24 protein-coding genes are annotated in these 26727 nt (G+C 60.8%); 17 read left to right on the top strand and 7 right to left on the bottom strand.

Features of this window, described 5'->3' with window-relative positions; all coding sequences use genetic code 11:
• The first annotated feature begins 13 nt into the window (after positions 1–13).
• The 3 genes from AC0J41_RS23950 to rarD all read left to right on the top strand — a co-directional run bounded on the left by AC0J41_RS23950 (position 14) and on the right by rarD (position 4197).
• Positions 14–1915 carry a PhoX family protein gene (locus tag AC0J41_RS23950; RefSeq protein WP_473013759.1) on the top strand — a complete coding sequence of 634 codons (1902 nt, stop codon included), beginning with the start codon at positions 14–16 and terminating at the stop codon, positions 1913–1915.
• Positions 1916–2138: 223 nt separating this feature from the next.
• The gene (locus AC0J41_RS23955; protein WP_473013760.1) at positions 2139–3113 is read left to right on the top strand and encodes a serine/threonine protein kinase; all 975 of its coding nucleotides are present in this window, start codon (positions 2139–2141) and stop codon (positions 3111–3113) included.
• Between the two features lie 196 nt (positions 3114–3309).
• Positions 3310–4197 (top strand): EamA family transporter RarD, encoded by an 888-nt coding sequence (gene rarD, locus AC0J41_RS23960; protein ID WP_473013761.1) that lies wholly within the window; start codon positions 3310–3312, stop codon positions 4195–4197.
• A 223-nt stretch (positions 4198–4420) separates the two neighbouring features.
• Here the strand turns inward: rarD and AC0J41_RS23965 are convergent, their stop codons facing one another.
• Positions 4421–4939, bottom strand: coding sequence for a glycine cleavage system transcriptional repressor (locus tag AC0J41_RS23965; protein ID WP_007966538.1), 519 nt, complete (start codon positions 4937–4939; stop codon positions 4421–4423).
• 454 nt (positions 4940–5393) lie between these two features.
• Here AC0J41_RS23965 and AC0J41_RS23970 point away from each other — a divergent pair, with 454 nt between their 5' ends.
• Positions 5394–7571, top strand: coding sequence for a malate synthase G (locus tag AC0J41_RS23970; protein ID WP_473013762.1), 2178 nt, complete (start codon positions 5394–5396; stop codon positions 7569–7571).
• A 121-nt stretch (positions 7572–7692) separates the two neighbouring features.
• Here AC0J41_RS23970 and AC0J41_RS23975 read toward each other — a convergent pair whose 3' ends face one another.
• Complete coding sequence (locus AC0J41_RS23975) at positions 7693–8145, bottom strand: response regulator (RefSeq protein ID WP_025108578.1); 453 nt, start codon at positions 8143–8145, stop codon at positions 7693–7695.
• A 259-nt stretch (positions 8146–8404) separates the two neighbouring features.
• Here AC0J41_RS23975 and AC0J41_RS23980 point away from each other — a divergent pair, with 259 nt between their 5' ends.
• The 8 genes from AC0J41_RS23980 to AC0J41_RS24015 all read left to right on the top strand — a co-directional run bounded on the left by AC0J41_RS23980 (position 8405) and on the right by AC0J41_RS24015 (position 17584).
• Positions 8405–10339, top strand: a complete 1935-nt coding sequence (locus AC0J41_RS23980) for a putative nucleotidyltransferase substrate binding domain-containing protein (RefSeq protein WP_473013763.1) — start codon at positions 8405–8407, stop codon at positions 10337–10339.
• The gene (locus AC0J41_RS23985; RefSeq protein WP_473013764.1) at positions 10336–11043 is read left to right on the top strand and encodes a 3'-5' exonuclease; all 708 of its coding nucleotides are present in this window, start codon (positions 10336–10338) and stop codon (positions 11041–11043) included. Before AC0J41_RS23980 ends, AC0J41_RS23985 begins: the two co-directional genes overlap by 4 nt.
• A 206-nt stretch (positions 11044–11249) precedes the next feature.
• A complete protein-coding gene (locus AC0J41_RS23990) occupies positions 11250–11768 on the top strand; it encodes an RNA polymerase sigma factor (protein ID WP_473013765.1) in 519 nt (172 codons plus the stop codon).
• Positions 11765–12736 (top strand): FecR domain-containing protein, encoded by a 972-nt coding sequence (locus tag AC0J41_RS23995; protein WP_473013766.1) that lies wholly within the window; start codon positions 11765–11767, stop codon positions 12734–12736. The genes AC0J41_RS23990 and AC0J41_RS23995 overlap by 4 nt, the downstream gene beginning before the upstream one ends.
• 243 nt (positions 12737–12979) lie before the next feature.
• Positions 12980–15418, top strand: a complete 2439-nt coding sequence (locus tag AC0J41_RS24000; RefSeq protein WP_473013767.1) for a TonB-dependent siderophore receptor — start codon at positions 12980–12982, stop codon at positions 15416–15418.
• Between the two features lie 74 nt (positions 15419–15492).
• On the top strand, positions 15493–16617 hold the full coding sequence (locus tag AC0J41_RS24005) for a PepSY-associated TM helix domain-containing protein (protein WP_473013768.1): 1125 nt from the start codon (positions 15493–15495) through the stop codon (positions 16615–16617).
• Positions 16614–16793: a hypothetical protein gene (locus AC0J41_RS24010; protein ID WP_473013769.1), complete on the top strand. Its 180-nt coding sequence runs from the start codon at positions 16614–16616 to the stop codon at positions 16791–16793. Before AC0J41_RS24005 ends, AC0J41_RS24010 begins: the two co-directional genes overlap by 4 nt.
• A 161-nt stretch (positions 16794–16954) precedes the next feature.
• Positions 16955–17584 carry a glutathione S-transferase gene (locus AC0J41_RS24015; protein ID WP_025108570.1) on the top strand — a complete coding sequence of 210 codons (630 nt, stop codon included), beginning with the start codon at positions 16955–16957 and terminating at the stop codon, positions 17582–17584.
• Between the two features lie 205 nt (positions 17585–17789).
• Here the strand turns inward: AC0J41_RS24015 and creD are convergent, their stop codons facing one another.
• Entirely contained in the window at positions 17790–19160 is a 1371-nt protein-coding gene (creD, locus tag AC0J41_RS24020; protein WP_473013770.1) for a cell envelope integrity protein CreD, read from the bottom strand.
• Between the two features lie 139 nt (positions 19161–19299).
• On the opposite strand from creD, the gene AC0J41_RS24025 reads away from it, so the two are divergent.
• The gene (locus AC0J41_RS24025; RefSeq protein WP_473013771.1) at positions 19300–20310 is read left to right on the top strand and encodes an acyltransferase family protein; all 1011 of its coding nucleotides are present in this window, start codon (positions 19300–19302) and stop codon (positions 20308–20310) included.
• A 28-nt stretch (positions 20311–20338) separates the two neighbouring features.
• Here the strand turns inward: AC0J41_RS24025 and creC are convergent, their stop codons facing one another.
• The 3 genes from creC to rloA2 all read right to left on the bottom strand — a co-directional run bounded on the left by creC (position 20339) and on the right by rloA2 (position 23009).
• Positions 20339–21757 (bottom strand): two-component system sensor histidine kinase CreC, encoded by a 1419-nt coding sequence (creC, locus tag AC0J41_RS24030; protein WP_473013772.1) that lies wholly within the window; start codon positions 21755–21757, stop codon positions 20339–20341.
• Positions 21757–22437: a two-component system response regulator CreB gene (gene creB, locus AC0J41_RS24035; RefSeq protein ID WP_025108565.1), complete on the bottom strand. Its 681-nt coding sequence runs from the start codon at positions 22435–22437 to the stop codon at positions 21757–21759. Before creB ends, creC begins: the two co-directional genes overlap by 1 nt.
• Before the next feature lie 68 nt (positions 22438–22505).
• Positions 22506–23009, bottom strand: coding sequence for a retropepsin-like aspartic peptidase RloA2 (rloA2, locus tag AC0J41_RS24040; protein WP_025108564.1), 504 nt, complete (start codon positions 23007–23009; stop codon positions 22506–22508).
• 310 nt (positions 23010–23319) lie between these two features.
• On the opposite strand from rloA2, the gene AC0J41_RS24045 reads away from it, so the two are divergent.
• On the top strand, positions 23320–24207 hold the full coding sequence (locus tag AC0J41_RS24045) for an acyltransferase (protein ID WP_473013773.1): 888 nt from the start codon (positions 23320–23322) through the stop codon (positions 24205–24207).
• 1 nt (position 24208) lies between these two features.
• Here AC0J41_RS24045 and AC0J41_RS24050 read toward each other — a convergent pair whose 3' ends face one another.
• A complete protein-coding gene (locus AC0J41_RS24050) occupies positions 24209–24766 on the bottom strand; it encodes a DUF2780 domain-containing protein (RefSeq protein ID WP_025108562.1) in 558 nt (185 codons plus the stop codon).
• 147 nt (positions 24767–24913) lie between these two features.
• On the opposite strand from AC0J41_RS24050, the gene AC0J41_RS24055 reads away from it, so the two are divergent.
• The 3 genes from AC0J41_RS24055 (at position 24914) to AC0J41_RS24065 (ending at position 26695) form a co-directional block, all read left to right on the top strand.
• Positions 24914–25549 carry an RNA polymerase sigma factor gene (locus AC0J41_RS24055; RefSeq protein ID WP_473013774.1) on the top strand — a complete coding sequence of 212 codons (636 nt, stop codon included), beginning with the start codon at positions 24914–24916 and terminating at the stop codon, positions 25547–25549.
• Complete coding sequence (locus tag AC0J41_RS24060) at positions 25546–26220, top strand: anti-sigma factor (RefSeq protein WP_473013775.1); 675 nt, start codon at positions 25546–25548, stop codon at positions 26218–26220. The genes AC0J41_RS24055 and AC0J41_RS24060 overlap by 4 nt, the downstream gene beginning before the upstream one ends.
• Positions 26221–26353: 133 nt before the next feature.
• On the top strand, positions 26354–26695 hold the full coding sequence (locus AC0J41_RS24065) for a hypothetical protein (protein WP_473013776.1): 342 nt from the start codon (positions 26354–26356) through the stop codon (positions 26693–26695).
• Positions 26696–26727 lie beyond the last annotated feature (32 nt).

A 26727-nucleotide genomic window follows, 5' to 3' on the forward strand; every position in this document is an offset into this window, starting at 1 on the left:
CAGGGAGCCTGATGTGAGCCTATTAGAAGAAAACCAATCCACTGATCTGGAAAAGATGGTCGGCCTCAGCCGTCGCGGTTTCATCAGCGCCGGCGCGCTCTGCGGCGCGGCCATGTTCCTCGGCGGCAACCTGCTCAGCCGCAGCGTACTGGCCTCAAGCGTCAGCGCCGGCAACAGTCGTCTGCTGGGTTTCGAGAGCATTCCAGCCGCGACCACCGACGTCATCAGCCTGCCGAAGGGCTACCGGTCCTCGGTGTTGATCAGTTGGGGGCAACCGCTGCACAAGAACGGCCCGGCCTTCGACCCGAGCGGCAATGGCACCGCCGCTGCCCAGGAAGTGCAGTTCGGTGACAACAACGACGGCATGAGCCTGTTCGCCTTCCCCGACGACAGAAACCGCGCGTTGATGGCGATCAACAACGAATACACCAACTACCGCTACCTCTATCCGCACGGCGGCATGCCGCAATCGGCCGAAGACGTGCGCAAGGCGCTGGCCTGCGAAGGCGTGTCGGTGATCGAAGTGCAGCGCAAGAACGGCCAGTGGCAGTTCGTCCAGGGCTCGCGTTACAACCGGCGGATTCACGGCAACTCGCCGCTGCGCATCAGCGGCCCGGCCGCCGGCCACGATCTGATGAAAACTGCCGCCGACAAACACGGCAAGAAAGTCCTCGGTACCTTCCAGAACTGCGCCAACGGCAAGACGCCGTGGGGCACTTATCTGACCTGCGAAGAGAACTTCACCGACTGCTTCGGCAGCAGCAACGCCCAGCAGCAGTTCGATCCGGCGCAGAAGCGCTACGGCGTGTCGGCTGCCAGCCGCGAGATCAACTGGCACCCGTTTGACCCGCGTTTCGACATGGCGAAGAACCCCAACGAACTCAACCGTCACGGCTGGGTGGTCGAGATCGACCCGTTCGACCCGCAATCGACCCCGGTCAAACGCACCGCGCTCGGCCGCTTCAAACACGAAAACGCCGCGCTGGCCGAGACCGACGACGGGCGCGCCGTGGTGTACATGGGCGACGACGAGCGTGGCGAGTTCATCTACAAATTCGTCAGCCGCGACCGCATCAACCACCGCAACCCGAAAGCCAACCGCGACATCCTCGACCACGGCACCCTGTACGTGGCGAAGTTTGATAACGGCGACAGCAACCCCGATCACCCGAAAGGCCAGGGCCAGTGGATCGAACTGACCCACGGCAAGAACGGCATCGACGCCAGCAGCGGTTTCGCCGATCAGGCCGAAGTGCTGATCCACGCGCGCCTCGCCGCCAGTGTGGTCGGCGCCACGCGCATGGATCGCCCGGAGTGGATCGTGGTCAGTCCGAAAGACGGCCAGGTTTATTGCACCCTGACCAACAACGCCAAACGCGGCGAGGACGGGCAACCGGTGGGCGGGCCGAATCCGCGCGCGAAGAACGTCTACGGGCAGATCCTGCGCTGGCGCACCGACCGCGACGATCACGCCGCAAAAACCTTCGCCTGGGACCTGTTCGTGGTGGCCGGCAATCCGGGGGTGCATGCCGGCACGCCGAAGGGTGGCTCGTCGAACATCACCGCGCAAAACATGTTCAACAGCCCGGATGGTTTAGGCTTCGACAAGGCCGGACGCCTGTGGATTCTTACCGATGGTGATTCAAGCAACGCCGGGGATTTTGCCGGGATGGGCAACAACCAGATGCTCTGCGCTGACCCCAAGACCGGTGAAATTCGCCGATTCATGGTCGGGCCGATTGGCTGTGAAGTTACCGGGATCAGCTTCTCGCCGGACCAGAAAACCCTGTTTGTCGGGATTCAGCATCCTGGGGAGAACGGTGGTTCGACCTTCCCTGAGCATCTGCCGAATGGCAAACCGCGGTCTTCGGTGATGGCGATTACCCGCGAGGACGGTGGAATAGTCGGCGCCTGATCCATCGACTTCGCGATCACGTCGAATCGTCGCACCGCCCCTCCCACAGTGAAACTCCTGCGTGGATACAGTCTTCCACACACCAGAGATCTACTGTGGGAGGGGGTTGCTCCCGAAGGGGCCCTTACCGACCATCCACTGCCCAAGGCAAAACCCTCAACCCCTACAGTCTGCGCTACCATGCTGGGCCGGACGCGGCAGCCTGCCGCGCGCAGGAGTCAGCATGGCCCACCCGTTTGAAACCCTCACACCCGATCTCGTGCTCGATGCCGTCGAAAGCATCGGCTTCCTGAGTGATGCGCGCATCCTCGCGCTCAACAGCTACGAAAACCGCGTCTATCAGGTCGGCATTGAAGACTCTGAACCGCTGATCGCCAAGTTCTACCGCCCGCAGCGCTGGACCAACGAGGCGATCCTCGAAGAGCACCAATTCACTTTCGAGCTGGCCGACGTCGAGATTCCCGTGGTGGCGCCGCTGATCCACAACGGCCAGACCCTGCACGAACACGCTGGTTTCCGTTTCACCCTGTTTCCTCGTCGCGGCGGCCGTGCCCCGGAGCCGGGCAATCTCGATCAGCTGTATCGACTCGGCCAGTTGCTGGGGCGCATTCACGCGGTCGGCGCGACCAAACCGTTCGAACACCGCGAAGCCCTCGCCGTGCAGAACTTCGGCCATGCCTCGCTGAACACCTTGCTCGAAGGCAACTTCATTCCCAAAAGCCTGCTGCCGGCATATGAATCCGTCGCCCGCGATCTGCTTAAACGCGTGGAAGATGCCTACGCCAACACGCCGCACCAGAACATCCGCATGCACGGCGACTGCCACCCCGGCAACATGATGTGCCGCGACGAGATGTTTCACATCGTCAACCTCGACGACTGCCGCATGGGCCCGGCGGTGCAGGACATCTGGATGATGCTGGCCGGCGACCGTCAGGAATGCCTGGGGCAGCTGTCCGAACTGATGGACGGCTACAACGAATTCCACGACTTCGATCCACGCGAACTGGCGCTGATCGAGCCACTGCGCGCCCTGCGCCTGATGCATTACAGCGCCTGGCTGGCCCGGCGCTGGGACGACCCGGCGTTCCCGCACAGCTTCCCGTGGTTCGGTACGGAACGTTATTGGGGCGATCAGGTACTGGCGTTGCGCGAACAGCTGTCGGCGCTCAACGAAGAACCCCTGAAACTCTTCTGATGACCCACAAATCCATGTGGGAGGGGGCTTGCTCCCGAAGACGGACTGACATTCAACATAAATGTTGGCTGACATACCGCCTTCGGGAGCAAGCCCCCTCCCACAATTTTGTCCTGTGTTCACAAATTCAAAACTCATTTGCCAACAAATCTCCTTACAATCCCTGCTTTGTCAGCTGTCTGAGCAAGGATTCTGCATGCAAGCCGCCAACCCGCGCCGCGGGTACATTCTGGGCCTGAGTGCCTACATCATCTGGGGTCTGTTCCCGATCTACTTCAAAGCCATCGCCGAAGTCCCGGCTGTCGAGATCATCATTCATCGGGTGCTGTGGTCGGCGCTGTTCGGCGCCTTGCTGTTGATGGTGTGGAAGCACCCCGGCTGGTTGCGCGAGTTGCTCGACAACCCCAAGCGCCTGGCGATCCTGGCCCTGAGCGGCACCCTGATCGCGGCCAACTGGCTGACCTACGTGTGGTCGGTGAACAACGGGCGCATGCTCGAAGCGAGCCTCGGTTACTACATCAACCCGCTGGTCAACGTGCTGTTGGGGATGTTGATTCTCGGTGAGCGTTTGCGACGCATGCAGTGGGTCGCCGTGGGGCTGGCAGCCATCGGCGTGGCGCAGCAGGTATGGCAGGTCGGCAGTCTGCCGTGGGTGTCGCTGGTGCTGGCGCTGACCTTTGGTTTTTACGGGCTGATCCGTAAACAGGCGCCGGTCAAAGCCTTGCCCGGACTGGTGGTGGAAACCTGGATGCTGGTGCCGATTGCTCTGGCCTGGCTGTTGTTCAACCCGACTGCGACCAGTGCACAACCGGCGTTCTGGAGCACCTCCCAAGCCTGGTGGCTGGTGGCGGCCGGCCCGGTGACGCTGGTGCCGCTGGTGTGCTTCAACGCTGCCACCCGACACTTGCCCTACACCACGATCGGCTTCTTGCAATACTTCGCTCCGACCTTGGTCTTGTTGCAAGCAGTACTGCTGTTCGGCGAGCACATGTCGTCCAGTACCCTGATCGCATTCATCTTCATTTGGGCCGGTCTGGCCGTTTATAGCGTCGATGCGGTGATCAGTTTGCGTCGGCGCAGCTGATCAAAAAACGCACAAAGCTTCGCAGGCCACGGTTCTCGTGGCCTGCAACGTTCCTTCCCAAGGTTATCCACAGCGTGATCCCCGCCGTTTGTGCGCAAGTCACTGAATGCTGGCGGTTTTTTGATCAGTTCCCGGCAAGCCACGGCCAGCCTGGCGTTGCGCCCGGTCTCTACAGGTTATCCACAGGCAGGTGCACGTTAAAACTGGATAACCCGGGCGGCGCTTAAACATCTGTGCGCAACACCAGTTCGACCATCAGATCATCAGCCAGGGTTTCCAGGCGTGATTGCAGCACGTCCAGCGACAAGGTCAGTGGCACCGCCAGAATCGCTTCGGCGTGGAACAACGGCTCGCTGCTCATCGGCGCCGGACGCACTTCAGTCACCAGTCGTTCAAGGTTTACGCCTTGCTCGCTGAGCAAGCGAGTGATGTCGCGCACGATTCCCGGTCGATCATTACCGACCAGCTCCATGGCGATCGGTTTCCAGGTGCAGGATTGCTCGATGCCACTCTCGGCAATCAGTACGCGAATGCCCTGCGCCGACAGCGCCTGTAGGGAATCGACTAATTCGTCGTAAGCCTCCGCCGGTACGCCCACCCGCAGAATCCCCGCGAACTGCCCGGCCATCCGTGACATGCGACTTTCCAGCCAGTTGCCGCCGTGCTCGGCAATGCACTGGGCGATGCGCTCGACCTGCCCGGGCTTGTCCGGCGCAAAGACAGTGAGTACGAGATGGTCCATGGCGCAGCCCTCTTGTCATGACTTTTGTTATAGAAAGGCAAGTATAGGCAAGGGATGAGCGGGTGCCTCAGACGCTCGAAAACACAAATCGTGTACAACTTTTTATATTTAGCTGGAACAATCCTTTGGTTTTTTGAGAACATCCCGTTCCGCGACGTGACCGCAATGCGTCATGAGGTCGCAGAACGACGTAATTAGTCTGATTTTCACAAGCGCAACTCATCATGTAGTATGCCGCAGCGCGCACTACATAACGCTGGATCGATGTCTGCCCAAGGCACGTTCGCAACCTTGAAAGCCCCGTCAGCAAGGCCCCCAAGCCGTTGATTGGTCCCAGCCCAGCCGCCAGCAATGGCATGTACTGGTCGGAAGGTTTGTGGTTTAAATGGCCAGAGGCTTCATTGTTAAATTGAAGAGCTGAAAAGCGAAATAGCTGAGCAGAGTGAGGCAAGCAATGACTGAACACGTTCAAGTCGGTGGCCTGCAGGTCGCCAAAGTCCTGTTCGACTTCGTGAACAACGAAGCCATTCCCGGTACCGGCCTCACCGCCGAAAAATTCTGGGAAGGTGCCGACAAGGTCATTCATGACCTGGCGCCGAAGAACAAAGCCCTACTCGCCAAACGCGATGACTTCCAGGCTCGCCTTGACGCCTGGCATCAGGAGCACGCCGGCCAGGCGCACGACGCTGTAGCCTACAAAGCTTTCCTGCAGGAAATCGGTTATCTGCTGCCAGAAGCGGCTGATTTCCAGGCAACGACGCAAAACGTCGATGACGAAATCGCCCGTACCGCCGGCCCGCAACTCGTGGTGCCGGTGATGAACGCCCGCTTCGCCCTCAATGCCTCGAACGCCCGCTGGGGTTCGCTGTACGACGCCCTCTACGGCACCGACGCGATCAGCGAAGACGGTGGCGCGGAAAAAGGCAAAGGCTACAACAAGGTGCGTGGCAACAAGGTTATCGCCTTCGCCCGTGCGTTCCTCGACGAGGCCGCGCCATTGGCCGCCGGCTCACACGTCGATTCCACCGCTTACAAGATCGTTGACGGCAAACTGCTGGTCTCCCTCAAGGGCGGCAGCAACAGTGGCCTGCGCAACGACGCGCAACTGATCGGCTTCCAGGGCGACGCCAATGCGCCAATCGCGATCCTGTTGAAACACAACGGTCTGCACTTCGAAATCCAGGTCGACGCCAGCACCCCGGTTGGCCAGACTGACGCTGCCGGCGTCAAAGACATCCTGATGGAAGCAGCACTGACCACCATCATGGACTGCGAAGACTCCGTGGCCGCCGTCGATGCCGACGACAAAGTGGTGATCTATCGCAACTGGCTCGGCCTGATGAAGGGCGACCTGGCGGAATCCGTGTCCAAGGGCGGCCAGACCTTCACCCGCACCATGAACCCGGATCGCACTTACACCGCGCCGAACGGCGGCGAAGTGACCCTGCACGGCCGTTCGCTGTTGTTCGTGCGTAACGTCGGTCACCTGATGACCATCGACGCGATCCTCGACAAAGACGGTAACGAAGTGCCGGAAGGCATCCTCGACGGTCTGGTGACTTGCCTCGCGGCGATGCACAACCTCAACGGCAACACCTCGCGTCGCAACACTCGCACCGGCTCGGTCTACATCGTCAAACCGAAGATGCACGGCCCGGAAGAAGCCGCGTTCACCAACGAGCTGTTCGGTCGCATCGAGGACGTGCTGGGCTTGAAGCGCAACACGCTGAAAGTCGGGATCATGGACGAGGAGCGCCGCACCACGGTCAACCTCAAGGCGTGCATCAAGGCTGCCAGCGAGCGCGTGGTGTTCATCAACACCGGTTTCCTCGACCGCACCGGCGACGAAATCCACACCTCCATGGAAGCCGGCCCGATGGTGCGCAAGGCCGACATGAAGGCCGAAAAGTGGATCGGCGCCTACGAAAACTGGAACGTCGATATCGGTCTGAGCACCGGCCTGCAAGGTCGTGCGCAAATCGGTAAAGGCATGTGGGCGATGCCGGACCTGATGGCGGCAATGCTTGAGCAGAAAATCGCTCACCCACTGGCCGGCGCCAACACCGCCTGGGTTCCGTCGCCAACCGCCGCTGCGCTGCACGCGCTGCACTACCACAAGGTCAACGTGTTCGCCCGTCAGGCCGAGCTGGCCAAACGTGCCCGCGCTTCGGTGGACGACATCCTGACCATCCCGCTGGCGGTCAACCCAAGCTGGACACCTGAGCAGATCAAGAACGAACTGGACAACAACGCCCAGGGCATTCTCGGTTACGTGGTGCGCTGGATCGACCAGGGCGTGGGTTGCTCGAAGGTGCCGGACATCAACGACGTCGGCCTGATGGAAGACCGTGCAACGCTGCGTATCTCCAGCCAGCACATCGCCAACTGGCTGCGCCACGGTATCGTGACTGAAGCGCAAGTGATGGAAAGCCTCAAGCGCATGGCGCCGGTGGTTGACCGTCAGAACGCCAACGACCCGCTGTACCGTCCGCTGGCACCGAACTTCGACAGCAACATCGCCTTCCAGGCGGCGGTCGAACTGGTGATCGAAGGCACCAAACAGCCAAACGGCTACACCGAGCCAGTGCTGCACCGTCGTCGTCGCGAGTTCAAGAAGGCCAACGGCCTGTAACCTGCGCTGATAGCCGGACATGAAAAAGCCCTGATCTTTCGATCAGGGCTTTTTGTTGGCCGATTAAAATCTTGCTACCACTGGTGAACCATTGTGGGAGGGGGTCGGTGCTGCTTGAGCGTCAGGGTTCGATGCCCAGTTCGTGTTTGACCAGACCAAGCAACTTCGCCGTATCAATTGGCTTGAGCAGAAAATCCACCACGCTCAGGTGCATCGCCGCAATGGCGTCTTTCACATCCGCGTCACCCGAGACAATGATGATCGGCATCGCCGCCCGCACCGATTCACGTACCTGGCGGATCAGGTCGAGGCCATCGACCTTGCCCTCGCCCATGCGCAGGTCAGTGATGACCAGTCCGATCGAAGGTTTGTCGTCGAGCATTTTCAACGCAGTTTCGCCGCTGGCAGCGGTCATGCAACGAATGCCATCCAACGCGAGAATCTCCGACAAGAGCTCCCGGGCGTCCTTGTCGTCATCGACGATCAATACACGCTGCGGCGGCAGATCGGGTTCGAGCATGACAGCGCTAAGCGCTTCACGCTCGGCGTCGCTCAAAATATCGTGGTCGGACATGGCGTTCTCTACGTTTTCAAATCAATCACCTGGCACAGTCGTCAGACATCGCTAAGCAGAGCTTCAATGTGCACTTCGTCGGATTTTTTTCCAAGAGGCTGACGGCAGAATTTCCGAGTGTTTTTGTAGGGCTCTTCCCAAATGTGCCGAACGGCAGCGCAAACCTAGACTTACGTCCAATGGGCACCCCGCACGCAGGGGCCGACCATGGCTGCAACGATCCGACAACAACAATTCAAAAAAGACTGCGGTAATGGTTATGAGTAAAGCGGACGCCTTCACCCAGGCAGGGAAAACCGCGGTGTTGCAGAACATTCAGGGCACCCTGCAATTCCTCCAGCGCTTCCCGCCCTTCAATCAGATGGAACACGCCCACCTGGCTTATCTGGTGGAACAATGTCAGCTGCGCTTCTACGGCCAGGGCGAAAGCATCATCAAGCCCGCCGACGGGCCGGTCGAACACTTCTATATCGTCAAACAGGGCCGCGTGGTTGGCGAACGTCAGCACATCACCAAGCCAGGCACCGAAACCACTTTTGAAATCACCACCGGCGAGTGTTTCCCCCTCGCCGCGCTGATTGGCGAACGGGCGACCCGTACCGAGCATCTGGCGAGCGAAGACACCTTCTGCCTGCAACTGAACAAACCGGCGTTCATCAAACTGTTCGCCCTGTCCAACAGCTTTCGCGACTTCGCCCTGCGCGGGGTCAGCAGCCTGCTCGATCGGGTCAACCAGCAAGTCCAGCAAAAAGCCGTGGAAACCCTCGGCACCCAGTATTCGCTCAACACTCGCCTTGGCGAATTGGCGATGCGTCATCCTGTGACCTGCAGCCCCGAAACGCCACTGCGTGAAGCGGTGAAGCTGATGCACGAGCAACAGGTCGGCAGCATCGTCGCGGTGGATGATCACAAGGCGCCGTTGGGGATTTTCACCCTGCGCGACCTGCGCGAAGTGGTTGCCAATGGCAACGGTGATTTCAGCGAAGCCATCGACCGGCACATGACCCGCTCACCGTTTTTCCTCTCGCCGGATCACAGCGCTTTCGATGCCGCGATTGCCATGACTGAACGGCACATTGCCCACGTCTGCCTGGTGAAAGAACAACGCCTGTGTGGGGTGGTGTCCGAGCGCGATCTGTTTTCCCTGCAACGGGTCAACCTGGTGCATCTGGCCCGCACCATCCGCAGTGCCCAGCGCGTGGAGCAACTGGTGAGCCTGCGCGGCGAGATCGGCCAACTGGTCGAGCGCATGCTGGCTCACGGTGCGTCTTCGACGCAGATCACGCACATCATCACCCTGCTCAACGACCACACGGTGTGTCGGGTGATCGAACTGACCCTCGCCGAAAAAGGCGACCCCGGCGTGCCGTTCAGTTGGTTGTGCTTCGGCAGCGAGGGCCGGCGCGAGCAGACCCTGCATACCGATCAGGACAACGGCATTTTGTTCGAAGCGCGGGACGCGGCGCATGCGGCGGAGATTCGCGGCAAACTGTTGCCGATCGCCCAGCAGATCAACCACAGTCTGGCGCAGTGCGGTTTCAGCCTGTGCAAAGGCAACATCATGGCCGGCAACCCCGAGCTGTGCCTGTCTCGGGCGGAATGGGCGCGGCGCTTTGCGGCGTTCATCCGCGAGGCCACACCGGAGAACCTGCTCGGCTCGAGCATCTACTTCGACCTGCGGGTGGTCTGGGGCGACGAGAAAGGTTGTGCGCAACTGCGCCGGGGGATTCTCGATCAGGTCGGCGACAACCGTTTGTTCCAGCGCATGATGGCCGAGAACGCCTTGCGCAATCGGCCGCCCGTGGGGCGCTTTCGCGAATTTGTGCTGGCGCGCAAGAACGGCGAGAAAGCCACCCTCGACCTCAAGGTTCAAGGCCTGACGCCCTTCGTTGACGGCGCACGCCTGTTGGCCCTGGCGCATGGCATCGAAACCAACAACACTCTGGAGCGTTTGCGTCAGCTGGTAGAAAAAGACGTCATCGAACGGCTCGACGGCGCGGCGTACGAAGAGGCTTACCACTTCATCCAGCAGACGCGGATGCAGCAACACCAGATCCAGACCCGTGAGAACCTGCCCTGGTCGAACCGGGTCGATCCGGACAGCCTCAATCATCTGGACCGACGCATCCTGCGTGAATCCCTGCGCCAGGCCCAGCGTCTGCAAAGCAGCCTGGCCTTGCGGTATCAGCTATGAGCCTGTTCTCGTGGCTGCGACCGGCCAGTCCTCTGCTGTCGGCAGACCTGCAACAGCGTCTGGCACAGCTGCCAGCGATCAGCGAACTGCGCGAATGCAGCCTGCGCCAACAGCGTTGGGTGGTGCTCGATCTGGAAACCACCGGTCTGAACCTGAACAAGGATCGCGTGCTGTCGATCGGCGCCGTGGTCATCGAAGACGGCGCGATCGACTTCAGCCAGCAGTTCGAACGCACTCTGCAATGTCGGGAGCTGAAGCTCGGCCCGAGCGTGTTGATTCATGGCCTGGGGCCGAATGCGATTGCCGCCGGCAGCGACCCGGCCGAGGCGTTGCTGGAGCTCCTGGAATTCATCGGCGACAGCCCGGTGCTGGCGTTTCATGCCCCCTTCGATCAGCACATGCTCGGGCGCGCGCTGAAGGAGCACTTGGGCTACAAGCTGCAAAATGTGTTTCTGGATGTCGCGGACATGGCGCCGCTGCTGTGCCCGCAGGCGAATATCCGCGAGGCCGGGCTGGATGAGTGGATCGACTGGTTCAAGCTTGAAGTGTTCGAGCGCCACAACGCGAGTGCCGACGCGTTGGCCACCGCAGAGCTGGCGTTGATTCTGTTCAGCCGGGCGCGGCGGCAGCAGATTCATAGCCCGTTGAATCTGCAGCAGCGTTTGAGTCAGTGGAAACGTCGACAGCAGGCGCCGTCCTTCTAGTTCATCATGCCTGTACTGGCCTCTTCGCGAGCAAGCCCGCTCCCACACTGGAATGCATTCCCTCTGTGGGAGCGGGCTTGCTCGCGAAGAACGATGATGCGGTTTTACTGATACCACCCGACCAGTGGCCAATTGCTAACCATTCCCACCTCTGCGAGAATCGCGAACAATTCTCGTTGGTTAACATTTCCCAATCGGTGCGTCTGGTGTCGTCAGTCCCAAGCCCTCACAGTGAACTCGTCGGTGCGTTGTATCGCGACCATCGCGGTTGGCTGCTGAGCTGGTTGCGGCGCAACGTGGCTTGCCCGCAGCGAGCCGAAGACCTCAGCCAGGACACCTTCGTGCGTCTGCTCGGCCGCGATGAACTGCTGACGCCACGCGAACCCCGGGCGTTTCTGGTGGCGATCGCCAAAGGTCTGTTGTTCGACTACTTCCGCCGCGCTGCGCTGGAGCAGGCCTATCTCGCCGAATTGATGCTGATCCCCGAAGGCGAACAACCTTCGGTGGAAGAACAGCAACTGATCCTCGAAGACCTCAAGGCTATCGACCGTCTGCTCGGCAAACTCTCGACCAAGGCCCGCGCCGCTTTCCTTTATAACCGCCTCGACGGCCTCGGCCATGCCGAGATCGCCGAGAAGCTCGGCGTCTCGGTGCCGCGTGTGCGGCAATACCTCACTCAGGGGATTCGTCAGTGCTACATCGCCCTGTACGGGGAGCCGACATGAGCCCGGCCAGCTCCAAACCGGTCTCGGCCCAGGTGCTGGATGCGGCGATCGCCTGGCAGTTATCGCTGGACTCCAGCAGTCCCCTGGAGCGTGAAGAGTTCGCCAAGTGGCATGCAGCCCATGAAGAGCACGCTCGGGCCTGGCGCCAGTTGGGCATGCTCGATCAGCGTTTCAGCGTGGCCAACGGTCCGGCTCGCAGCGCGTTGTTGCAATCACGCGAAGGCATTCGCCGCCGGGTGCGCAAGCTGGGCAGTGGTCTGGCGAGCATTGTCGCGGTGGTCGGTCTGGCACTGCTGGTCGGTGATCGTTACCTGCCGCTGGATTACTGGCTCGCCGATCAACGCACGGCAACCGGCGAGCAGCGCACGGTGCGTCTGGCCGACGGCACCCTGCTCAACCTCAACACCCACAGTGCGGTGGATGTGCGCTTCGATGCCAGGCAACGGCTGATCGTCCTGCAGGAAGGCGAGATTCTGGTAGAGACCGGCCATGGCGATGCGCGGCCCTTCATCGTCCAAACGCGCGAAGGCAGCATGCGTGCGCTGGGCACGCGGTTTCTGGTCAAACGCGAGGAGCAAGGTACGCGCCTGAGCGTGTTGCAGTCGGCTGTGGCGGCGCATCCACAAAGCCACCCCGAAGAGCAGATCCTGCGCGAAGGCCAGCAAGTGTTGATTCGCGACGACGGTCTCGATGCAGTCGCCACCCTCACCCCCGGCGCCGATGCCTGGACCCGCGGCATGCTGGTGGTGGATAACGCGCGACTGGAAGACCTGCTGCATGAACTCGGACGTTATCGCCGCGGGTATCTGGGCGTAACGCCGGAAGTGGCTGACTTGCGCATCACTGGCAGCTTCCCGCTGCACGACACCGACAAGGCCTTGAGCGCCCTGCTGCCGACCTTGCCGGTGCAGATCGAGCAGCACACGCCGTATTGGGTCACGGTGGCGAAGGCTGATACCAAGCCTTAAAAATTCGTTGTCCGGGAAACAGCTATCGCGAGCAGGCTCGCTCCCACATTGGAATGCACTCCCCTGTGGGAGCGGGCTTGCTCGCGAATGGGCCATTGGCATCACCTTGGAAAAGGGTTTGCCGAATACTTGCGCAGTCCCACTCCCCCGTTAATCGAAATTATTTTCATCCAGCCCTATCACTTTTCAATTCTCGTCCGGCACACAGGCAATTGAGAAATATTTCCATTCAGGAGCCTTCGCATGTCCCGTTCGCTAGACACCTTGTTGCGCCCCAGTCTGCTGGCTGCGGCCATCGCTTTCGGCGCACCGCTGATCAGCAGCCCGTTGCTCGCCGCTGAGCAGGCTTCCAGCGTGCGCGCCTACAACTTGCCGGCAGCGCCACTGTCGACCACGCTGAACCAGATCGCCAGCCAGGGCGGCCTCGCGCTGTCGCTGAGCCCGTCGCTGGCAGCCGGCAAGACCTCGGCGCCGGTCAAAGGCCAGTACGACGCCGCCGGAGCTCTGCGCGCGGCGCTGCAAGGCACCGGCCTGCAACTGGAACAAAGCGGCACCGGCACCTACACCCTGGTCGCCGTGCCGGAAGGGACACTGGCGCTGCCGGAAACTGCTGTGATCGGCGTGGAAAATCTTGAAAGCGCCTGGGGCCCGGTCGAAGGCTACACCGCCACCCGCACCGCCGCCGGCACCAAGACCGACACCGCGCTGGTCGAAGCACCGCGCTCGATCTCCGTCGCGACCCGCCAGCAAATGGACGACCGCAGCGTGCACAGCCTCGATGACGCCGTGCGCTACATGCCGGGCATCACCGCCAGTAGCTACGGCAGCGACACCCGCGCCGACTGGCTGCGCGTGCGTGGCTTCGAGCCAACTCAGTTCCTCGATGGCCTGCCGCTGCCAAAAGGCGTGTACGCCAACCCGAAACAGGAAACCTGGAACCTCGACCGCCTCGCCCTGCTGCGCGGTCCGGCCTCGTCGGTGTACGGCCAGACCCCACCGGGCGGCCTGCTGGACATGGTCAGCCGGCGTCCGAGCAGCGACGCCAGCAGTGAAATCCAGTTGCAGTACGGCAGCGACAACCATCGCCAGATCAACTTCGCCAGCACCGGCAAGCTCGACGACGCCGGCCAGTTTCTCTACGGCCTCAGCGGTGTGGTGCGTGACAGCGACACACAGATCGATCACATCGAGAACAAGCGCTACAACATTGCGCCGAGCCTGACCTGGAACATCGACGACGACACCAGGCTCACCCTGCTGAGTCAGTTCACCCGCGACGATACCGGCGTTACCAGCCAGTTCTACCCGATCCAGGGCACCAAGATCGACATGCCGTTCGGCAAGATTTCCCATCACAAGAATCTGGGTGATCCTGACTACGACTACTACGACCGCACCTACTACGCGCTCGGCTATGCCTTTGAGCATCGCCTCAACGACGTCTGGCAGTTCAAGCAGAACCTGCGTTACACCAAGTCGGACCTGTCGTTCCAGACCGTGACCGTGAACAGCTACAACCCGCATTACGCAGGTTACACGGTTGACGATCAGGGCAATGTCGGTCGCGGCACCACCAACGCCGATGAGGACATCAGCCAGTTCGCCGTGGACAACAACTTCCAGGCCGACTTCGCCACCGGCGACATCCGCCATACGCTGTTGCTCGGCCTGGATCATCAGCGCAGCAACACCCAATACACGTCGATCTTCGGTACTGCGCCGGACATCAACGTCAACAACCCGATCTACGGCCAGCCGATCACCCGGCCGCCACGCTCCAGCGCGTTTTACGATTACGACCAGAAGACCTACCAGACCGGTCTGTACGTGCAGGACCAAATGGCCCTCGATCAATGGCGCCTGACATTGGGCGGTCGTGAAGACTGGGTACACACCAGCACCAAGTTCATCAACAAGGGCGATGCCACCAACACCCAGCGCGACAAAGCCTTCAGCGGCAACGCGGCACTCAGCTATGTGTTCGACTCGGGCTTCGTTCCGTACCTGTCGTACGCCGAATCCTTCCAGCCAACCAGCGGTGCCGATTCCACCTCCACCGGTTCGCTCAAACCGACCGAAGGCAAACAATGGGAACTGGGCATCAAGTACCAGCCACCGGGCAGCAAGACCCTGCTCAGCGCAGCGGTGTATGACCTGACTCAGAAGAACGTCTCGGTCAACAACATCGTCAACAACGTGACCATCACCACCCAGGCCGGCGAAGTGAAAGTCAAAGGCCTGGAACTGGAAGCGGTCTCCGACGTTACCGATAACCTGAAAGTCATCGCCGCCTACACCCTGGCCAAGTCCGAAATACAAAATGGCGTGGACAAGGGCAATCGCCTGCAACTGATGCCCAACCAGCAAGCTTCGCTGTGGACCGACTACACCTGGCACAGCGGCATGCTCGACGGTTTCGGTGTTGGTGGTGGCGTGCGTTACACCGGCAACACTTATGGCGACAAGGCCAACACCTGGCTGGGCAAGGCCGATGCCTACACCGTGTTCGACGCCTCCGTGCACTACGACCTCGGCCGCCTCGACAACAGCATGAAAGGTGCCTCGGTCGCGATCAACGCCACCAACCTGTTCGACAAGGATTACATCTCCACCTGCGACGGCTACTACTGCTACTACGGCGACCAGCGCAGCGTCGTCGCCAGCGCGACTTACAAGTGGTAAGGGCGTGAGCTGAAACCGGTCCTGTCACCAAGCCGTCCTCCGTGGACGGCTTCGGTGTTTTTGAAGGTCATGAAATGAAAAGTAAAACAATTCGCCGCTGGTCGTTCATCCACACCTGGACCAGCCTGATCTGCACCGTGTTTTTGCTGCTGTTGGCATTGACCGGCCTGCCGCTGATCTTCCATCACGAGATCGAGCACCTGCTCGGCGATGCGCCGGTACTGCGCGAGATGCCGGCTGACACGCCGCACCTGAACCTGGCGCAACTGGTGGAGGCGGCAGAAAAACATCGTCCCGGCGAAGTGGTGCAGTACTTCGGTTTCGAAGACGACGAACCCGACGCCGTACTGACGATCATGGCGAAGACCGCCGGCACCGAGCCGAACGCCTCGCACACCTTCATGCTCGATGCGCGCACCGGTGAAGCGCTGGAAACGCCTTCGGCCAACGGCGGCCTGATGCTGTTCATCCTGCGCCTGCACGTGGACATGTTTGCCGGGCTGCCGGGCAAATTGCTGCTGGCCTTCATGGGTTTGCTGTTTGTGGTCGCGATTATTTCGGGGACGGTGTTGTACCTGCCGTTCATGCGCCGCTTGCCGTTCGGCACCGTGCGCCAGGACAAGTCCACCCGCCTGCGCTGGCTCGACCTGCATAACCTGATTGGCGTCGTCACGCTGACCTGGGCGCTGGTGGTCGGTGTGACCGGGGTGATCAGCGCCTGCGCCGATCTGATCATCGCCGCATGGCGCAATGACTCGCTGACCGCCATGGTCGCGCCCTACCGCGACGCGCCAGCGCTCACCCAACTGGCCCCGGCCACCCGCCTGCTGGACATCGCCCGGGACGTGGCACCGGGGATGAACCCGGACTTTATCGCGTTTCCCGGCACACGGTTCTCCAGCGAGCACCATTACGCGGTGTTCATGAAAGGCGGCACGCACCTGACCTCGCACCTGCTGACGCCGGTATTGATTGACGCCAGCACTCTGCACGTCACCGCTGTGGCCGAGCGGCCGTGGTACATGGACGCCATGGGCATGTCGCAGCCGTTGCACTTCGGTGACTACGGTGGCATGCCGATGAAAATCCTCTGGGCGGCCCTCGATGTGCTGACCATCATCGTGCTCGGCAGTGGCGTGTACCTCTGGGTCGTACGGCGCAAAGCGGCAAAACCGCTGCCGGTGGAGGCTGCTGCATGAAGCCGCGTCAGTCGAATTTCTGGAAGGTCTTCAGTACGCCGCTGGTGATTGCGCTGTTGAGTGCAGCGGGTTTGTTTTCGGCGCTGCTGGGGGACGGAATCTGGGACGCGTTGAGCTGGGTCGGGTTGGGTGTCCCGGCATTTCTGGCCGTAAGAGGCTTGTTGCGGCGCGGGTGATTTCTGTTTTGCCTGACAGGCTCGCTCCCACATTGGATTGGGTCCGTTCACAAATCCCTGCTCGCGAAGGCGGCCTGATGAACACCACCAAATCCCTCGCCAGTCGCCCTGTATCTGACTAGGCTAACCTCCTGCTCTTCGATGACCACCGAGGTTTGCCAATGTCCGCCCCCAGCATGACCCTGTTTCACAACACGCTCTCCCCGTTCGTGCGCAAAGTGATGGTGCTGTTACACGAGACCGGCCAGCAGGATCGCGTCGCCCTGCAAGACTGCGTGCTCAGCCCGGTCAGTCCGGATCCGGCGCTCAACGCCGACAACCCGCTGGGCAAGATCCCGGCCCTGCGCCTGGCCGATGGCAGCGTCATCCATGACAGCCGCGTGATCCTCGAATACCTCGACCAGCAGCACGTCGGCAATCCGCTGATCCCCCGCGAAGGCTCGGCCCGCTGGCGGCGCCTGACCCTGGCCTCGATGGCCGACGGGATCATGGACGCCTCGGTAGCGGTGCGCTACGAACTGGTGCTTCGCGCCCCGGAAAAACACTGGGACGAATGGCTCGATGCCCAGCGCGACAAGATCCGTCGCGCCCTGGCCTTTCTGGAAAGCGACGCCATCGCCGAGCTGACCAGCCATTTCGATGTGGCGGCGATCAGCGTGGCCTGCGCGTTGGGATACATCGATCTGCGCCATCCGGACCTGGACTGGCGCACCGCCAATCCGCAATTGGCCAACTGGTATTTCGAAGTGAGCCAGCGGCCGTCCATGGTCGCCACAATGCCCAAGCCTTAAATCGGCGGCGCCAGTTCTGGCCCCTTCACGAGCAATCCCGTTCCCACATTTTTACGTATGACAGAGAAATCTGACCCAGCACAATTCCTGTGGGAGCGGGCTTGCTCGCGAATGCACTCACTCGCTTCTACAGGCAGAAACCCGATAATCCGCGTCACCAACTCATCCTTCCAGCGCTGATCCTCGCGCAGACCCAACGACCCGCTCATTGCATCGCCCCCACATCAAACTCCAGTGGTTTGGCCGATTTCTGCCCGATCCCGTACCAATCCAGTTTGCGCGTCAGCACCATGAACACCCCGAGCAAACCGAACAGCAGCAACGAACCCATCAGCAGCGCGTAATCCTCAGCGCTCAGTAGCCCATACAGCAGGCCATACAACGCCGCCAACCCGGCAGAAAAACTCAAACCGTGGCGCACGCTGTGCAGCACGTGGCACACGTAAAACCCGATCAGCAACACACAGCCACTGGCTGACAGCAGATACGCCAGGGCAAAGCCGATGTGTTCCGACAACGACAGCAACAACAGGTAGAAAAACGCCAACGCAACACCGACCAGCGCGTATTGCACCGGGTGCACCGCAAGGCTCTTGAGCACTTCGAACAGGAAGAAACCGGCGAACGTCAGGACGATGAACAGCAGCGCATATTTGATCGCCCGATCACTCTTCAGGTACTGATCCACCGGGTCGATGAAGCTCACACCAAAGCTACGCCCGCTGAACGCCTCACAGTCCTTGCCCACGACGCAGCGGTTCATCGCCTCTTGCAGGTTGGTGGAGAAAAACGAGGTCTGCCAATCGGCGCTGAAACCCTGATCACTGATCTCGCGCTTGGCTGGCAGGAAGTTGCCGATGAAGCTGGGGTGCGGCCAGTTGGCGGCAAGACTGACGTGGCTGGTCTTGCCCACCGGCAATACTTGCAACGTACCGGTGCCTTGCAGACGCAGGTCAAAGCCGAAGGCCAGTTCTGTGGCTTTACCAGTGTCCAGCGCTGGCAGCGTGACCCGCACGCCCTCGCCGAGCCATCCCACTTGGGTGCCGGGCACAAAGTCCAGGCGCTGGCCGTCGAGCTCCAGTTTCAGCGCATTTTCGATGCCGCGAATGTCGCTGATGCCCACCGCCAGAAACGGCGCATCAAACTGGTAATCGGCAAAGTCTTCCTTGATGCCCAACTGCGCCGGCAACGAGAAATGCCCGGTGATGCGATTGTCGGCATGGAACAACCGCGCCTCGTAAATACCGCGATTGCGCAGCTCGGTCTGCACCTGGCCATCGAGCTCGAAGCGCTCCGGCAAGAAGTACAGCCGCCCACGCTCTTCGCCGAGTTCTTCATAGCGCTGATTGGTTTTCTCGTTGGTCTTCCAGGTGCGCACTACCTTGCGATACGGCACCACCATGACCGGCCCGCTCAGTTGCTGGCTGTAGCTGGAACTGCGGGCGATGTCTTCCAGCACGCCGTCGCGCAATTGCTGGCGGTCGTCGATGATGCCGTCGATCATCAGCAGTGGTATCAGCAACAGCAGGATCAGCAGGGCAATGGCCCCCAGTTTTATGGTCAGACTTCGATTCATGAGAACGCTCCCTTGTTGGAATGGAGCGAGTCTGAGAGCGTTGTGTGTTCCTGATATGGAGGTCGTGTGGGTTTTGTGTGGAAATACCTGTAAAACGCTTCCTCACAAATCCGGCAATGTTGAAGATAAGGACAGTACGTTGCGTAACAACTCTTTTGATTTGATCAGGCACTTTGCAGCACTCATGGTGCTGGTAAGTCATCACTTTGCGCTCTGGGGACTGCCGGAGCCGGGCATTGCCGGCTTCAATTCACTGGGGGGAATCGCCGTGACTGCGTTCTTTGCGATCTCCGGCCTGCTGATCACCCGCAGCTTCGTCAACTGCGCAAGCTTTACCGACTATCTGACCAAACGCGTGGCCCGCATATTTCCGGCATTGATCCTCTGCGCGTTCGCGATGACTTACATCGCCGGCGCCCTGTTTGCCGAGGGTTATGTCACCGGCTCAAATGCCGCGATCGACTTTCTGCGTATCTCGGTTTTCGGTCGGGCCAATATCGAACCCATTACCAATGGTTTTATTTTCAGCGAGTCCTTCAACGGCAGTCTCTGGACATTGAAGATCGAATTCGGCTTTTACCTGCTGCTGGCGGCCGCTCTCGGCCTGTATCGAAAAGCGCTGGTGCCGTGGATTCTGCTGGCGGTGTTTGCCTTGGCAACCTATATCCTGGGCAATGAAGTATCCGGCGCGCAGGCACAAAAACTGGCGACATACAGCAGTGCCGGCATCGCCTTTTTTGCCGGCTCGGTGATTGCCTTTCACAAACAGCATTTCAGCGATCGCCGCATCCTGGCGATCACGCTGGCGGTGAGCCTCGGATTGATTTACCTCAGCGTCGGCACCCCATTGGCCGCAGTGCTGGCCACGTTGGGATGTTGCCTCGCCACCCTGAGCCTGGGCCTGCTTTACGTCGACAAAAGTATCCGGGGTCGCTTTGATATTTCTTACGGGATTTATCTTTATGCATTCCCGGTACAGCAACTGGTCATCAACAAGACATCCCTGACCTTCGTACCGTCCATGCTCGTATCTGCGCTGATCGTGATCGCTCTGGCTATCGTCTCCTGGCGCCTGGTCGAGCAACCGGCATTGCGTTTTGCCCATCGGGCGAAGCGCCCGCGTACTGAGTCGGTATCGTCTCAACCCTGAGCTTGTGCGTGAGCCTGCCCGCGACGCATCAGGGCAGGCTCAGCACCACCAGTACTCCGCCCGAAACGTTGCTGATCGACAGCTGACCACCATGTAATTGGGCGACTTCTGCGACAAAGTTCAGCCCCAGCCCGGTGCTTTTGCGGCCGCTGTCCGGGCGCGGCAACGAGTAGAAGCGCTCACACAAGCGCGGTAAAGCGTACTCGGGAATCGGCGCTGCCTCATTGAACAGGTGGAACTCGACCTGCTCCCCGACACGTTCGGCACTCAAGCGCAGCCTCCCTGAAATCGGGGTGAAATCGAGCGCATTCTCCAGCAGATTACCCAGCGCCTGACGCAGCAGAAACGGCTCGCCGATCAGCAACAGATCCGGTGCAATCGTCTGCTCGATCTTGAGCCGTCGACCTTCGATTCGCGATGCCTGCGCCCGCACCAATTCGTCGAGCAACGCTGCCAGCGGCACCGCTACCCGCTCCTCCAGCCCCTGACGCTGCTCCACCTGCGCCAGGTTCAGCAGCCGCTCGATCAACTGCTGCATCCGCTCACTTTCACTGTCGATGTTGCCGACAAAGCGCAGGCGCTGGATGGTGGGCATGTCACCCTGCAGCAACTCTGCCGCACCGCGAATCGCCGCCAGCGGACTTTTCAATTCGTGAGTCAGGGTGTGCACGTAGCGTTCGACGTAAGCCTTGCCCTCCAGCTGGGTGCGCATCTGCTCCACCGCCGTGGCCAGTTGTTCCAGCTCACCGCCACGGTAATGCGGCACCTCGACCCGCCGCCCCTCACTCACGGCCTGGGCGTACCCGGTCAAGCGGTGCAGCGCGCGACTCAGCCACCATGACAACAAGGCGCCGAACAGCAAACCCAGGCCGATCAGCCCGGCGCCATAGAACAGCAAGCGCCGCTCGGTACGATCGACATAAGGCTGCAATGAGCTGTTGGGCTTGGCCACAGTGACCACGCCGATGATTTTGCCGTTATCGCGAATCGGCGCGCCGACGTGCATTACCGAAGAGTTCGCATCGTTGGGATCGCTGCGGCTCGACCGCGCACCGTACTCGCCACGCAAGGTCAGGTAGACGTCGTTCCAGCGCGAATAATCCTGACCGACCGCCACCCCGCTGGAATCCAGCACCACAATACCCTTGGCATCGGTGACGTAGATGCGGTGGTTGACCTGGTTTTTCGGCAAGCCCCAGATCGTCGCCTGCGGCTGACGCTCGCCATAGGCACGCAGCAATTCGGGCCAGCGGTTCTCGCTGAGCGTCCCGGCCTTGAAATCATCACGCAGGATTTCCGCCATCAGATTAGCCGTGTCGACCAGGGTTTCTTCGGTGGACTGGCGCACACCGGGGCGGATTTCCTCCATCACCGTATTGAGCACGAAGTAACCGGTCAGGCCGACAAACAGCACATACACCAGAAAAATCCGCAGCCCCAGCGACATCAGCTGTGCCCCGGGCTGTAGCTGTAACCGAGGCCGCGATGGGTCTGGATCGGCTCGGCGTCGGCACGCACCAGACGCAGTTTGGCGCGCACGCTTTTGATATGGCTGTCGATGCTGCGCTCGTAACCGGCGTCCGCCGCCACGCCCAGCGCATCGAGCAACTGCTCGCGGCTGAACACTCGCTGCGGTTGTTCGAGCAGGCACTGCAACAGACGGAATTCGTGGCGGGTCAGGCTCAGTGGCTGCCCCCGATAGCTGATCAGCACACGCTCGGGATCGATGCGAAACACCGCCGAAGTGGCCTCCACCGCAGGACGCGGTGCCATGCGCTTGAGAATCGCCCGTACCCGCGCCGCGACTTCCCGTGGGCTGAACGGCTTGACCACGTAGTCGTCGGCGCCGATCTCCAGCCCCACCACGCGGTCGATCTCGGCGTCCCGGGCACTGAGGAACAACACCGGCACTTCGCTGAAGCGCCGCAGCTGTTTGCAGGTTTCGAAACCGCTGATGTCCGGCAGACCGATATCGAGAATGATCAGATCGGCCGGCGTCTGCCGTTGATGCTCCAGCGCCGCCGCGCCGAGGCTCAGCCACGTGGTGGTGAACCCCTCGCCCTGCAGGGCAAAAATCAGCGTGTCGGCAATCGCCGCTTCGTCTTCGACAATCAGGATATGAGGCATGGCATCCGAGCCCATGGGTAAAGTGCGGGAACGGTGCCCCAAGCCCGACGTTACGTCAATGAGACCACTTAGCAGTCCGGCTTGTCGGCGGTAAAGCGCCGCGCCGGGTTCACGGCCGCGCCGAACTCGCGCAGGGCCTTGGCACCGATCAGCAACGGGTAGTTGAAGTTGCTGCGGTCGGTCAGGTTGACCTCGACGGTACGCTTGACGTTGCCCAGGCACAGTTCCAGATCGACCACCGGGCGCTTGGCGACTTCAGTGGCATCGCTGTCGTCCTCCTCATCTGCGCGGCTCTTGATCTTGCTGATCCGCGCGACCTTGTGTTCATAGACCTTGTTGCTGGCGTCCTTGGTGCCGAGGCGAAAGCGCACCCAGTTCTCGCCGTCGCGGGTGAAGGTCTCGATGTCCTTGGCCGACAGCGAGGCGGTCAGCGCGCCGGTGTCCATCTTGGCCTTGAGCACCTCGCCGCCGATTTCCGGCAGCGCGATGTATTCATAACGCCCGTACAGGGTCGGCTCGGCGGCCATGACCGGCAGGGCAACGAGGGCAAACAGTGCAAGGAGGGATTTCACGTAGAGGGCTTCCTTGAAAAATGAGGGCGTCAGACGCGAGATTTTAGACAGCGGGCGGGCAATTGGTTCGCCTCAAGTCCGCCTTCGCGAGCAAGCCCGCTCCCACAGGGGATTGGTGGTGTGCTGAAGACAGCATGTACACAGTAGATCCAATGTGGGAGCGGGCTTGCTCGCGAAGAGGCCAGCACATTCAACACAACTTTTGAGCAAAGCATACCGGCCCGAAAGTGAAACATTCGTCACCCCCGATTTGGCCTGTCGCCCGAAGCCACTTATCATGGCGCGCCCATCCGCCTTCATAGAGTTGCTTATGCGCCGCCTGCTCACCGGCTGTTTCGTCACCCTGCTGCTGTTGCTCAACACCCTGATCCTGATCGGGCCGTTGATGGTCTTTGCTCTGCTCAAGCTGGTCGCGCCCGGGCGCTGGCGTGATTATGCGTCGTGGGCGGTGATGTGGATCGCCGAGACCTGGGCCGAGATCGACAAACTGATCTTTCGCCTGTGCATCCCCACTCAGTGGGACATTCGCGGCGGCGAAGACCTGCGCGGTGACACCTCGTATCTGGTAGTCAGCAACCACCAGTCGTGGGTCGACATTCCGGCGCTGATCCAGGCCCTCAACCGGCGCACGCCGTTCTTCAAGTTCTTCCTCAAGAAAGAGCTGATCTGGGTGCCATTCCTGGGGCTGGCGTGGTGGGCGCTGGATTACCCGTTCATGAAGCGCTACACCAAGGCGTTCCTGGCCAAACATCCGGAGCTGGCGGGCAAGGATCTGGAGATCACCAGACAGGCCTGCGAGTTGTTCAAGCGTCAGCCGGTGACCGTGGTCAATTATCTGGAAGGCACCCGCTACACCGCAGCGAAAAGCGCGCAGCAGCAGTCACCGTTCAAGCACCTGCTCAAGCCCAAGGCGGGCGGCGTGGCGTTTGTCCTCGCGGCGATGGGCGAACAACTGGATGCAATTCTCGATGTCACCGTGGTTTATCCACAGCAGAAGATTCCAGGATTCTGGGATTTGATCAGCGGCAACGTGCCGCGGGTGATCATCGACATCAAGACCCGCGAACTCGACCCGGCGCTGGCGCAGGGCGACTACGAGAATGATCCGGTGTTTCGCGAGAAGGTCCAGAGCTGGGTCAACCAACTCTGGACCGAGAAGGATCAGCGCATCGCCGAATTACGCGGCGAGCGCGCCTGAATCAGCTACCGGTGCCGGCGCCCCAGATGCTGCCCAGGCTTTGCAGCAGCGGGCCGCCGACGCCTTGATCACCCAGATACTTGAGGAGCACCGGAGCAAACTGGCCAACCATGCCGCTGTCCATGCCCAATGCGCCAAAGGCATTGTTCAGGTCACTGGTGTTCTTGACGTTGCCCAGTGCGTTTTCCAGACCGGCTGACTTGCCCGACGAGCCCAGCAAGCCGCTCAATGCCGCCATGTTGCCGCTACCGCCCGACAGTTTGTCGATGCCCGGCACTTCTTTGGCCAACTGCGAATAATCGGTGCTGCTCAATTGGTTCTTGGCCAGGCCAAGCATGGCGCTGGTGCCCCCGACGGCTTGCTGAGGCGTAACCCCCAGACCGGTGACAGCTTGCAGCAGACCGGCGGTTTCCGAGGTCGGCGCGGCGGCAGTGGCGGCGTTGCCGCCCTGCATGCTTGCAGCAGCCTTGGTCACATCGTCCAGGCTGAAACCGGCGAACACCGGGCTGGCCGCAAGGGTCATCAGCGAAGCCATTGCAATACCGCGTGAAATCTTCATTCAGACATCCTCTTGCGCTGTGAAACCACCCTTCAATGGGCGGCGAAACTGCCGGTTTGACCGGTTATGCGGCGGCATGTTCCTCGCCCGCGCATCCATTTTCAGCATAGCCACGTATATAAATCGTGAAACCCTGGAATGGCCGCGATGAATGGCACAAGCGCTTTTGCTGAACTAGCCTGTGAACAGCCCGAGATCAGTCCTCGTCGCCCGCCCTTTGCCTGGAGAGACGTCATTTCCATCGCCGACACCGATCAGTTGCGCCAGCTGTTGGCCCAGTGCTCACTGGGTGATCGTCGCGCCTTCGAAACGCTGTACCGCAGCGTCGGCCCGCGCCTGCACGGCGTGGCCCTACGCTTCATGGGCCGTGCGGATCTGGCCGAAGAGGTCTTGCAGGAAAGCTTCGTGCGCATCTGGAACAACGCTTCGCGCTACGAAGCCCATTTGTCGGCGCCGCTGACCTGGATGATCAACATCACCCGCCATCAAGCCATCGATCAATTGCGCAAACTTCGCGAGCGGCCGCTGACCGATGTCGAACAGGACGCCCTCGCGGACGAAAGCCCTTCGGCGCATGAACTGTTGAACCGCAGCCGTGAAGCCAGCGCCCTGCACCGCTGCCTGGACACCCTCGAGGGCCAGCAGCGCCAGTCGATCACCGTCGCCTACTTTCAGGGCCTGTCCTGCTCGGAACTGGCCGAACACCTGGCCGCACCACTGGGTTCGGTGAAATCATGGATTCGCCGGGGCATGGAGCGTCTGCGCAGGTGCCTTGAATCATGAACTACCAGACCCCGGCCCTGCGCCGCGCCCTCGCTGCCGATTACGCCATCGGCCTGATGTCTTCGGCGGCGCGGCGGCGCTTCGAACAATTGCTGCTGGACGACGCGGCCCTGCGAACCGAGCTGGCGCAATGGCAGGAAAGCCTCGCCAGCCTGACCGACGTGGTGCCGGAACAGCCGGTACCCGATCGCGTGTGGCAACGCATTACCGCGCGGATCGAGCCGCAAGTGCTGCACGTCCCGCAAAAACGCCCGTTCTGGAACTGGCTGCGGGTCAGCGTCGCGGCCTGTTCGATCGTCGTGCTGGTGTTCCTCGGCTCGCTGTACAACCGCGACGACGCCCGCTATCGCGCCACCCTGCTGACCGCCGACGCGCAACCGGCGCTGAAGGTCGAGGCGCATGCGGACTATCTGCAAGTGGAGCCGCTGACATTGGCGGCGGTTGGACCTGATCGCAGCCTGGAACTGTGGGCAATCCCGGCCGATGGCAAACCGATCTCGCTCGGTGTGATCCCGGCAGGCGGCAAAGGCAAGGTTGAGCTGAGCGAGGCGCAGAAAGTGTTGATCGGCAAGCCGATTGCGCTGGCGGTCAGTCTGGAGCCGAAGGGTGGTTCGCCGACCGGACAGCCGACGGGCCCAGTCCTTTATCAGGGTGCTTTGGCTGCACTGTGATCAAGTTATGAGTACAAAGTCTTTTTATCGCGAGGAGATATAACAACCTGTCAAACCTGACAGTAGTGCGAATAGGGTTAACTTCCCATGCTGGGCACTCCAAACAAACATACATACATACAGGAGTGTGGAAATGAACAAGTCGATCGCAATGGCGCTTTTTATCATTGGCGCAGCTACTACGAACGCTTACGCAGCCGGTGTCGAAAGCTGTCCTCCGGTCAATACCATCAAATCATCGGCCTATACGGACAGCAGCGTTCCAAAGCCGAACAACACCGGTTTCAAATACACCGCCAGTTTCGAAGGCAAAACATGGACCGGCGAAACTCTGTCAACCCGAGACGACTTCTTGGCACCGAAATACGAACTGAAAGCAGAAAGCCTAGACGGCTCGATCTGTAGTTATGGTGGGAAAAAGATCGTTGAAAACGGCGAGAATTCCACTCCATATCTGAAACTCAAATCCAATTGAATTTGACGCTTTCAGCGGCAGGCATCACATAA

Source organism: Pseudomonas sp. Arb-4-2C (assembly GCF_055755015.1).

What these genes read in the sequence shown, in the direction of transcription:
- AC0J41_RS23955 (WP_473013760.1), top strand. Translation starts at nt 2,139, where the DNA reads ATGGCCCACCCGTTTGAAACCCTCACACCCGATCTCGTGCTCGATGCC.
- rarD (WP_473013761.1), top strand. Translation starts at nt 3,310, where the DNA reads ATGCAAGCCGCCAACCCGCGCCGCGGGTACATTCTGGGCCTGAGTGCC.
- AC0J41_RS23965 (WP_007966538.1), bottom strand. Translation starts at nt 4,939, where the DNA reads ATGGACCATCTCGTACTCACTGTCTTTGCGCCGGACAAGCCCGGGCAG.
- AC0J41_RS23970 (WP_473013762.1), top strand. Translation starts at nt 5,394, where the DNA reads ATGACTGAACACGTTCAAGTCGGTGGCCTGCAGGTCGCCAAAGTCCTG.
- AC0J41_RS23975 (WP_025108578.1), bottom strand. Translation starts at nt 8,145, where the DNA reads ATGTCCGACCACGATATTTTGAGCGACGCCGAGCGTGAAGCGCTTAGC.
- AC0J41_RS23980 (WP_473013763.1), top strand. Translation starts at nt 8,405, where the DNA reads ATGAGTAAAGCGGACGCCTTCACCCAGGCAGGGAAAACCGCGGTGTTG.
- AC0J41_RS23985 (WP_473013764.1), top strand. Translation starts at nt 10,336, where the DNA reads ATGAGCCTGTTCTCGTGGCTGCGACCGGCCAGTCCTCTGCTGTCGGCA.
- AC0J41_RS23995 (WP_473013766.1), top strand. Translation starts at nt 11,765, where the DNA reads ATGAGCCCGGCCAGCTCCAAACCGGTCTCGGCCCAGGTGCTGGATGCG.
- AC0J41_RS24000 (WP_473013767.1), top strand. Translation starts at nt 12,980, where the DNA reads ATGTCCCGTTCGCTAGACACCTTGTTGCGCCCCAGTCTGCTGGCTGCG.
- AC0J41_RS24005 (WP_473013768.1), top strand. Translation starts at nt 15,493, where the DNA reads ATGAAAAGTAAAACAATTCGCCGCTGGTCGTTCATCCACACCTGGACC.
- AC0J41_RS24010 (WP_473013769.1), top strand. Translation starts at nt 16,614, where the DNA reads ATGAAGCCGCGTCAGTCGAATTTCTGGAAGGTCTTCAGTACGCCGCTG.
- AC0J41_RS24015 (WP_025108570.1), top strand. Translation starts at nt 16,955, where the DNA reads ATGTCCGCCCCCAGCATGACCCTGTTTCACAACACGCTCTCCCCGTTC.
- creD (WP_473013770.1), bottom strand. Translation starts at nt 19,160, where the DNA reads ATGAATCGAAGTCTGACCATAAAACTGGGGGCCATTGCCCTGCTGATC.
- creC (WP_473013772.1), bottom strand. Translation starts at nt 21,757, where the DNA reads ATGTCGCTGGGGCTGCGGATTTTTCTGGTGTATGTGCTGTTTGTCGGC.
- creB (WP_025108565.1), bottom strand. Translation starts at nt 22,437, where the DNA reads ATGCCTCATATCCTGATTGTCGAAGACGAAGCGGCGATTGCCGACACG.
- AC0J41_RS24045 (WP_473013773.1), top strand. Translation starts at nt 23,320, where the DNA reads ATGCGCCGCCTGCTCACCGGCTGTTTCGTCACCCTGCTGCTGTTGCTC.
- AC0J41_RS24050 (WP_025108562.1), bottom strand. Translation starts at nt 24,766, where the DNA reads ATGAAGATTTCACGCGGTATTGCAATGGCTTCGCTGATGACCCTTGCG.
- AC0J41_RS24055 (WP_473013774.1), top strand. Translation starts at nt 24,914, where the DNA reads ATGAATGGCACAAGCGCTTTTGCTGAACTAGCCTGTGAACAGCCCGAG.
- AC0J41_RS24060 (WP_473013775.1), top strand. Translation starts at nt 25,546, where the DNA reads ATGAACTACCAGACCCCGGCCCTGCGCCGCGCCCTCGCTGCCGATTAC.
- AC0J41_RS24065 (WP_473013776.1), top strand. Translation starts at nt 26,354, where the DNA reads ATGAACAAGTCGATCGCAATGGCGCTTTTTATCATTGGCGCAGCTACT.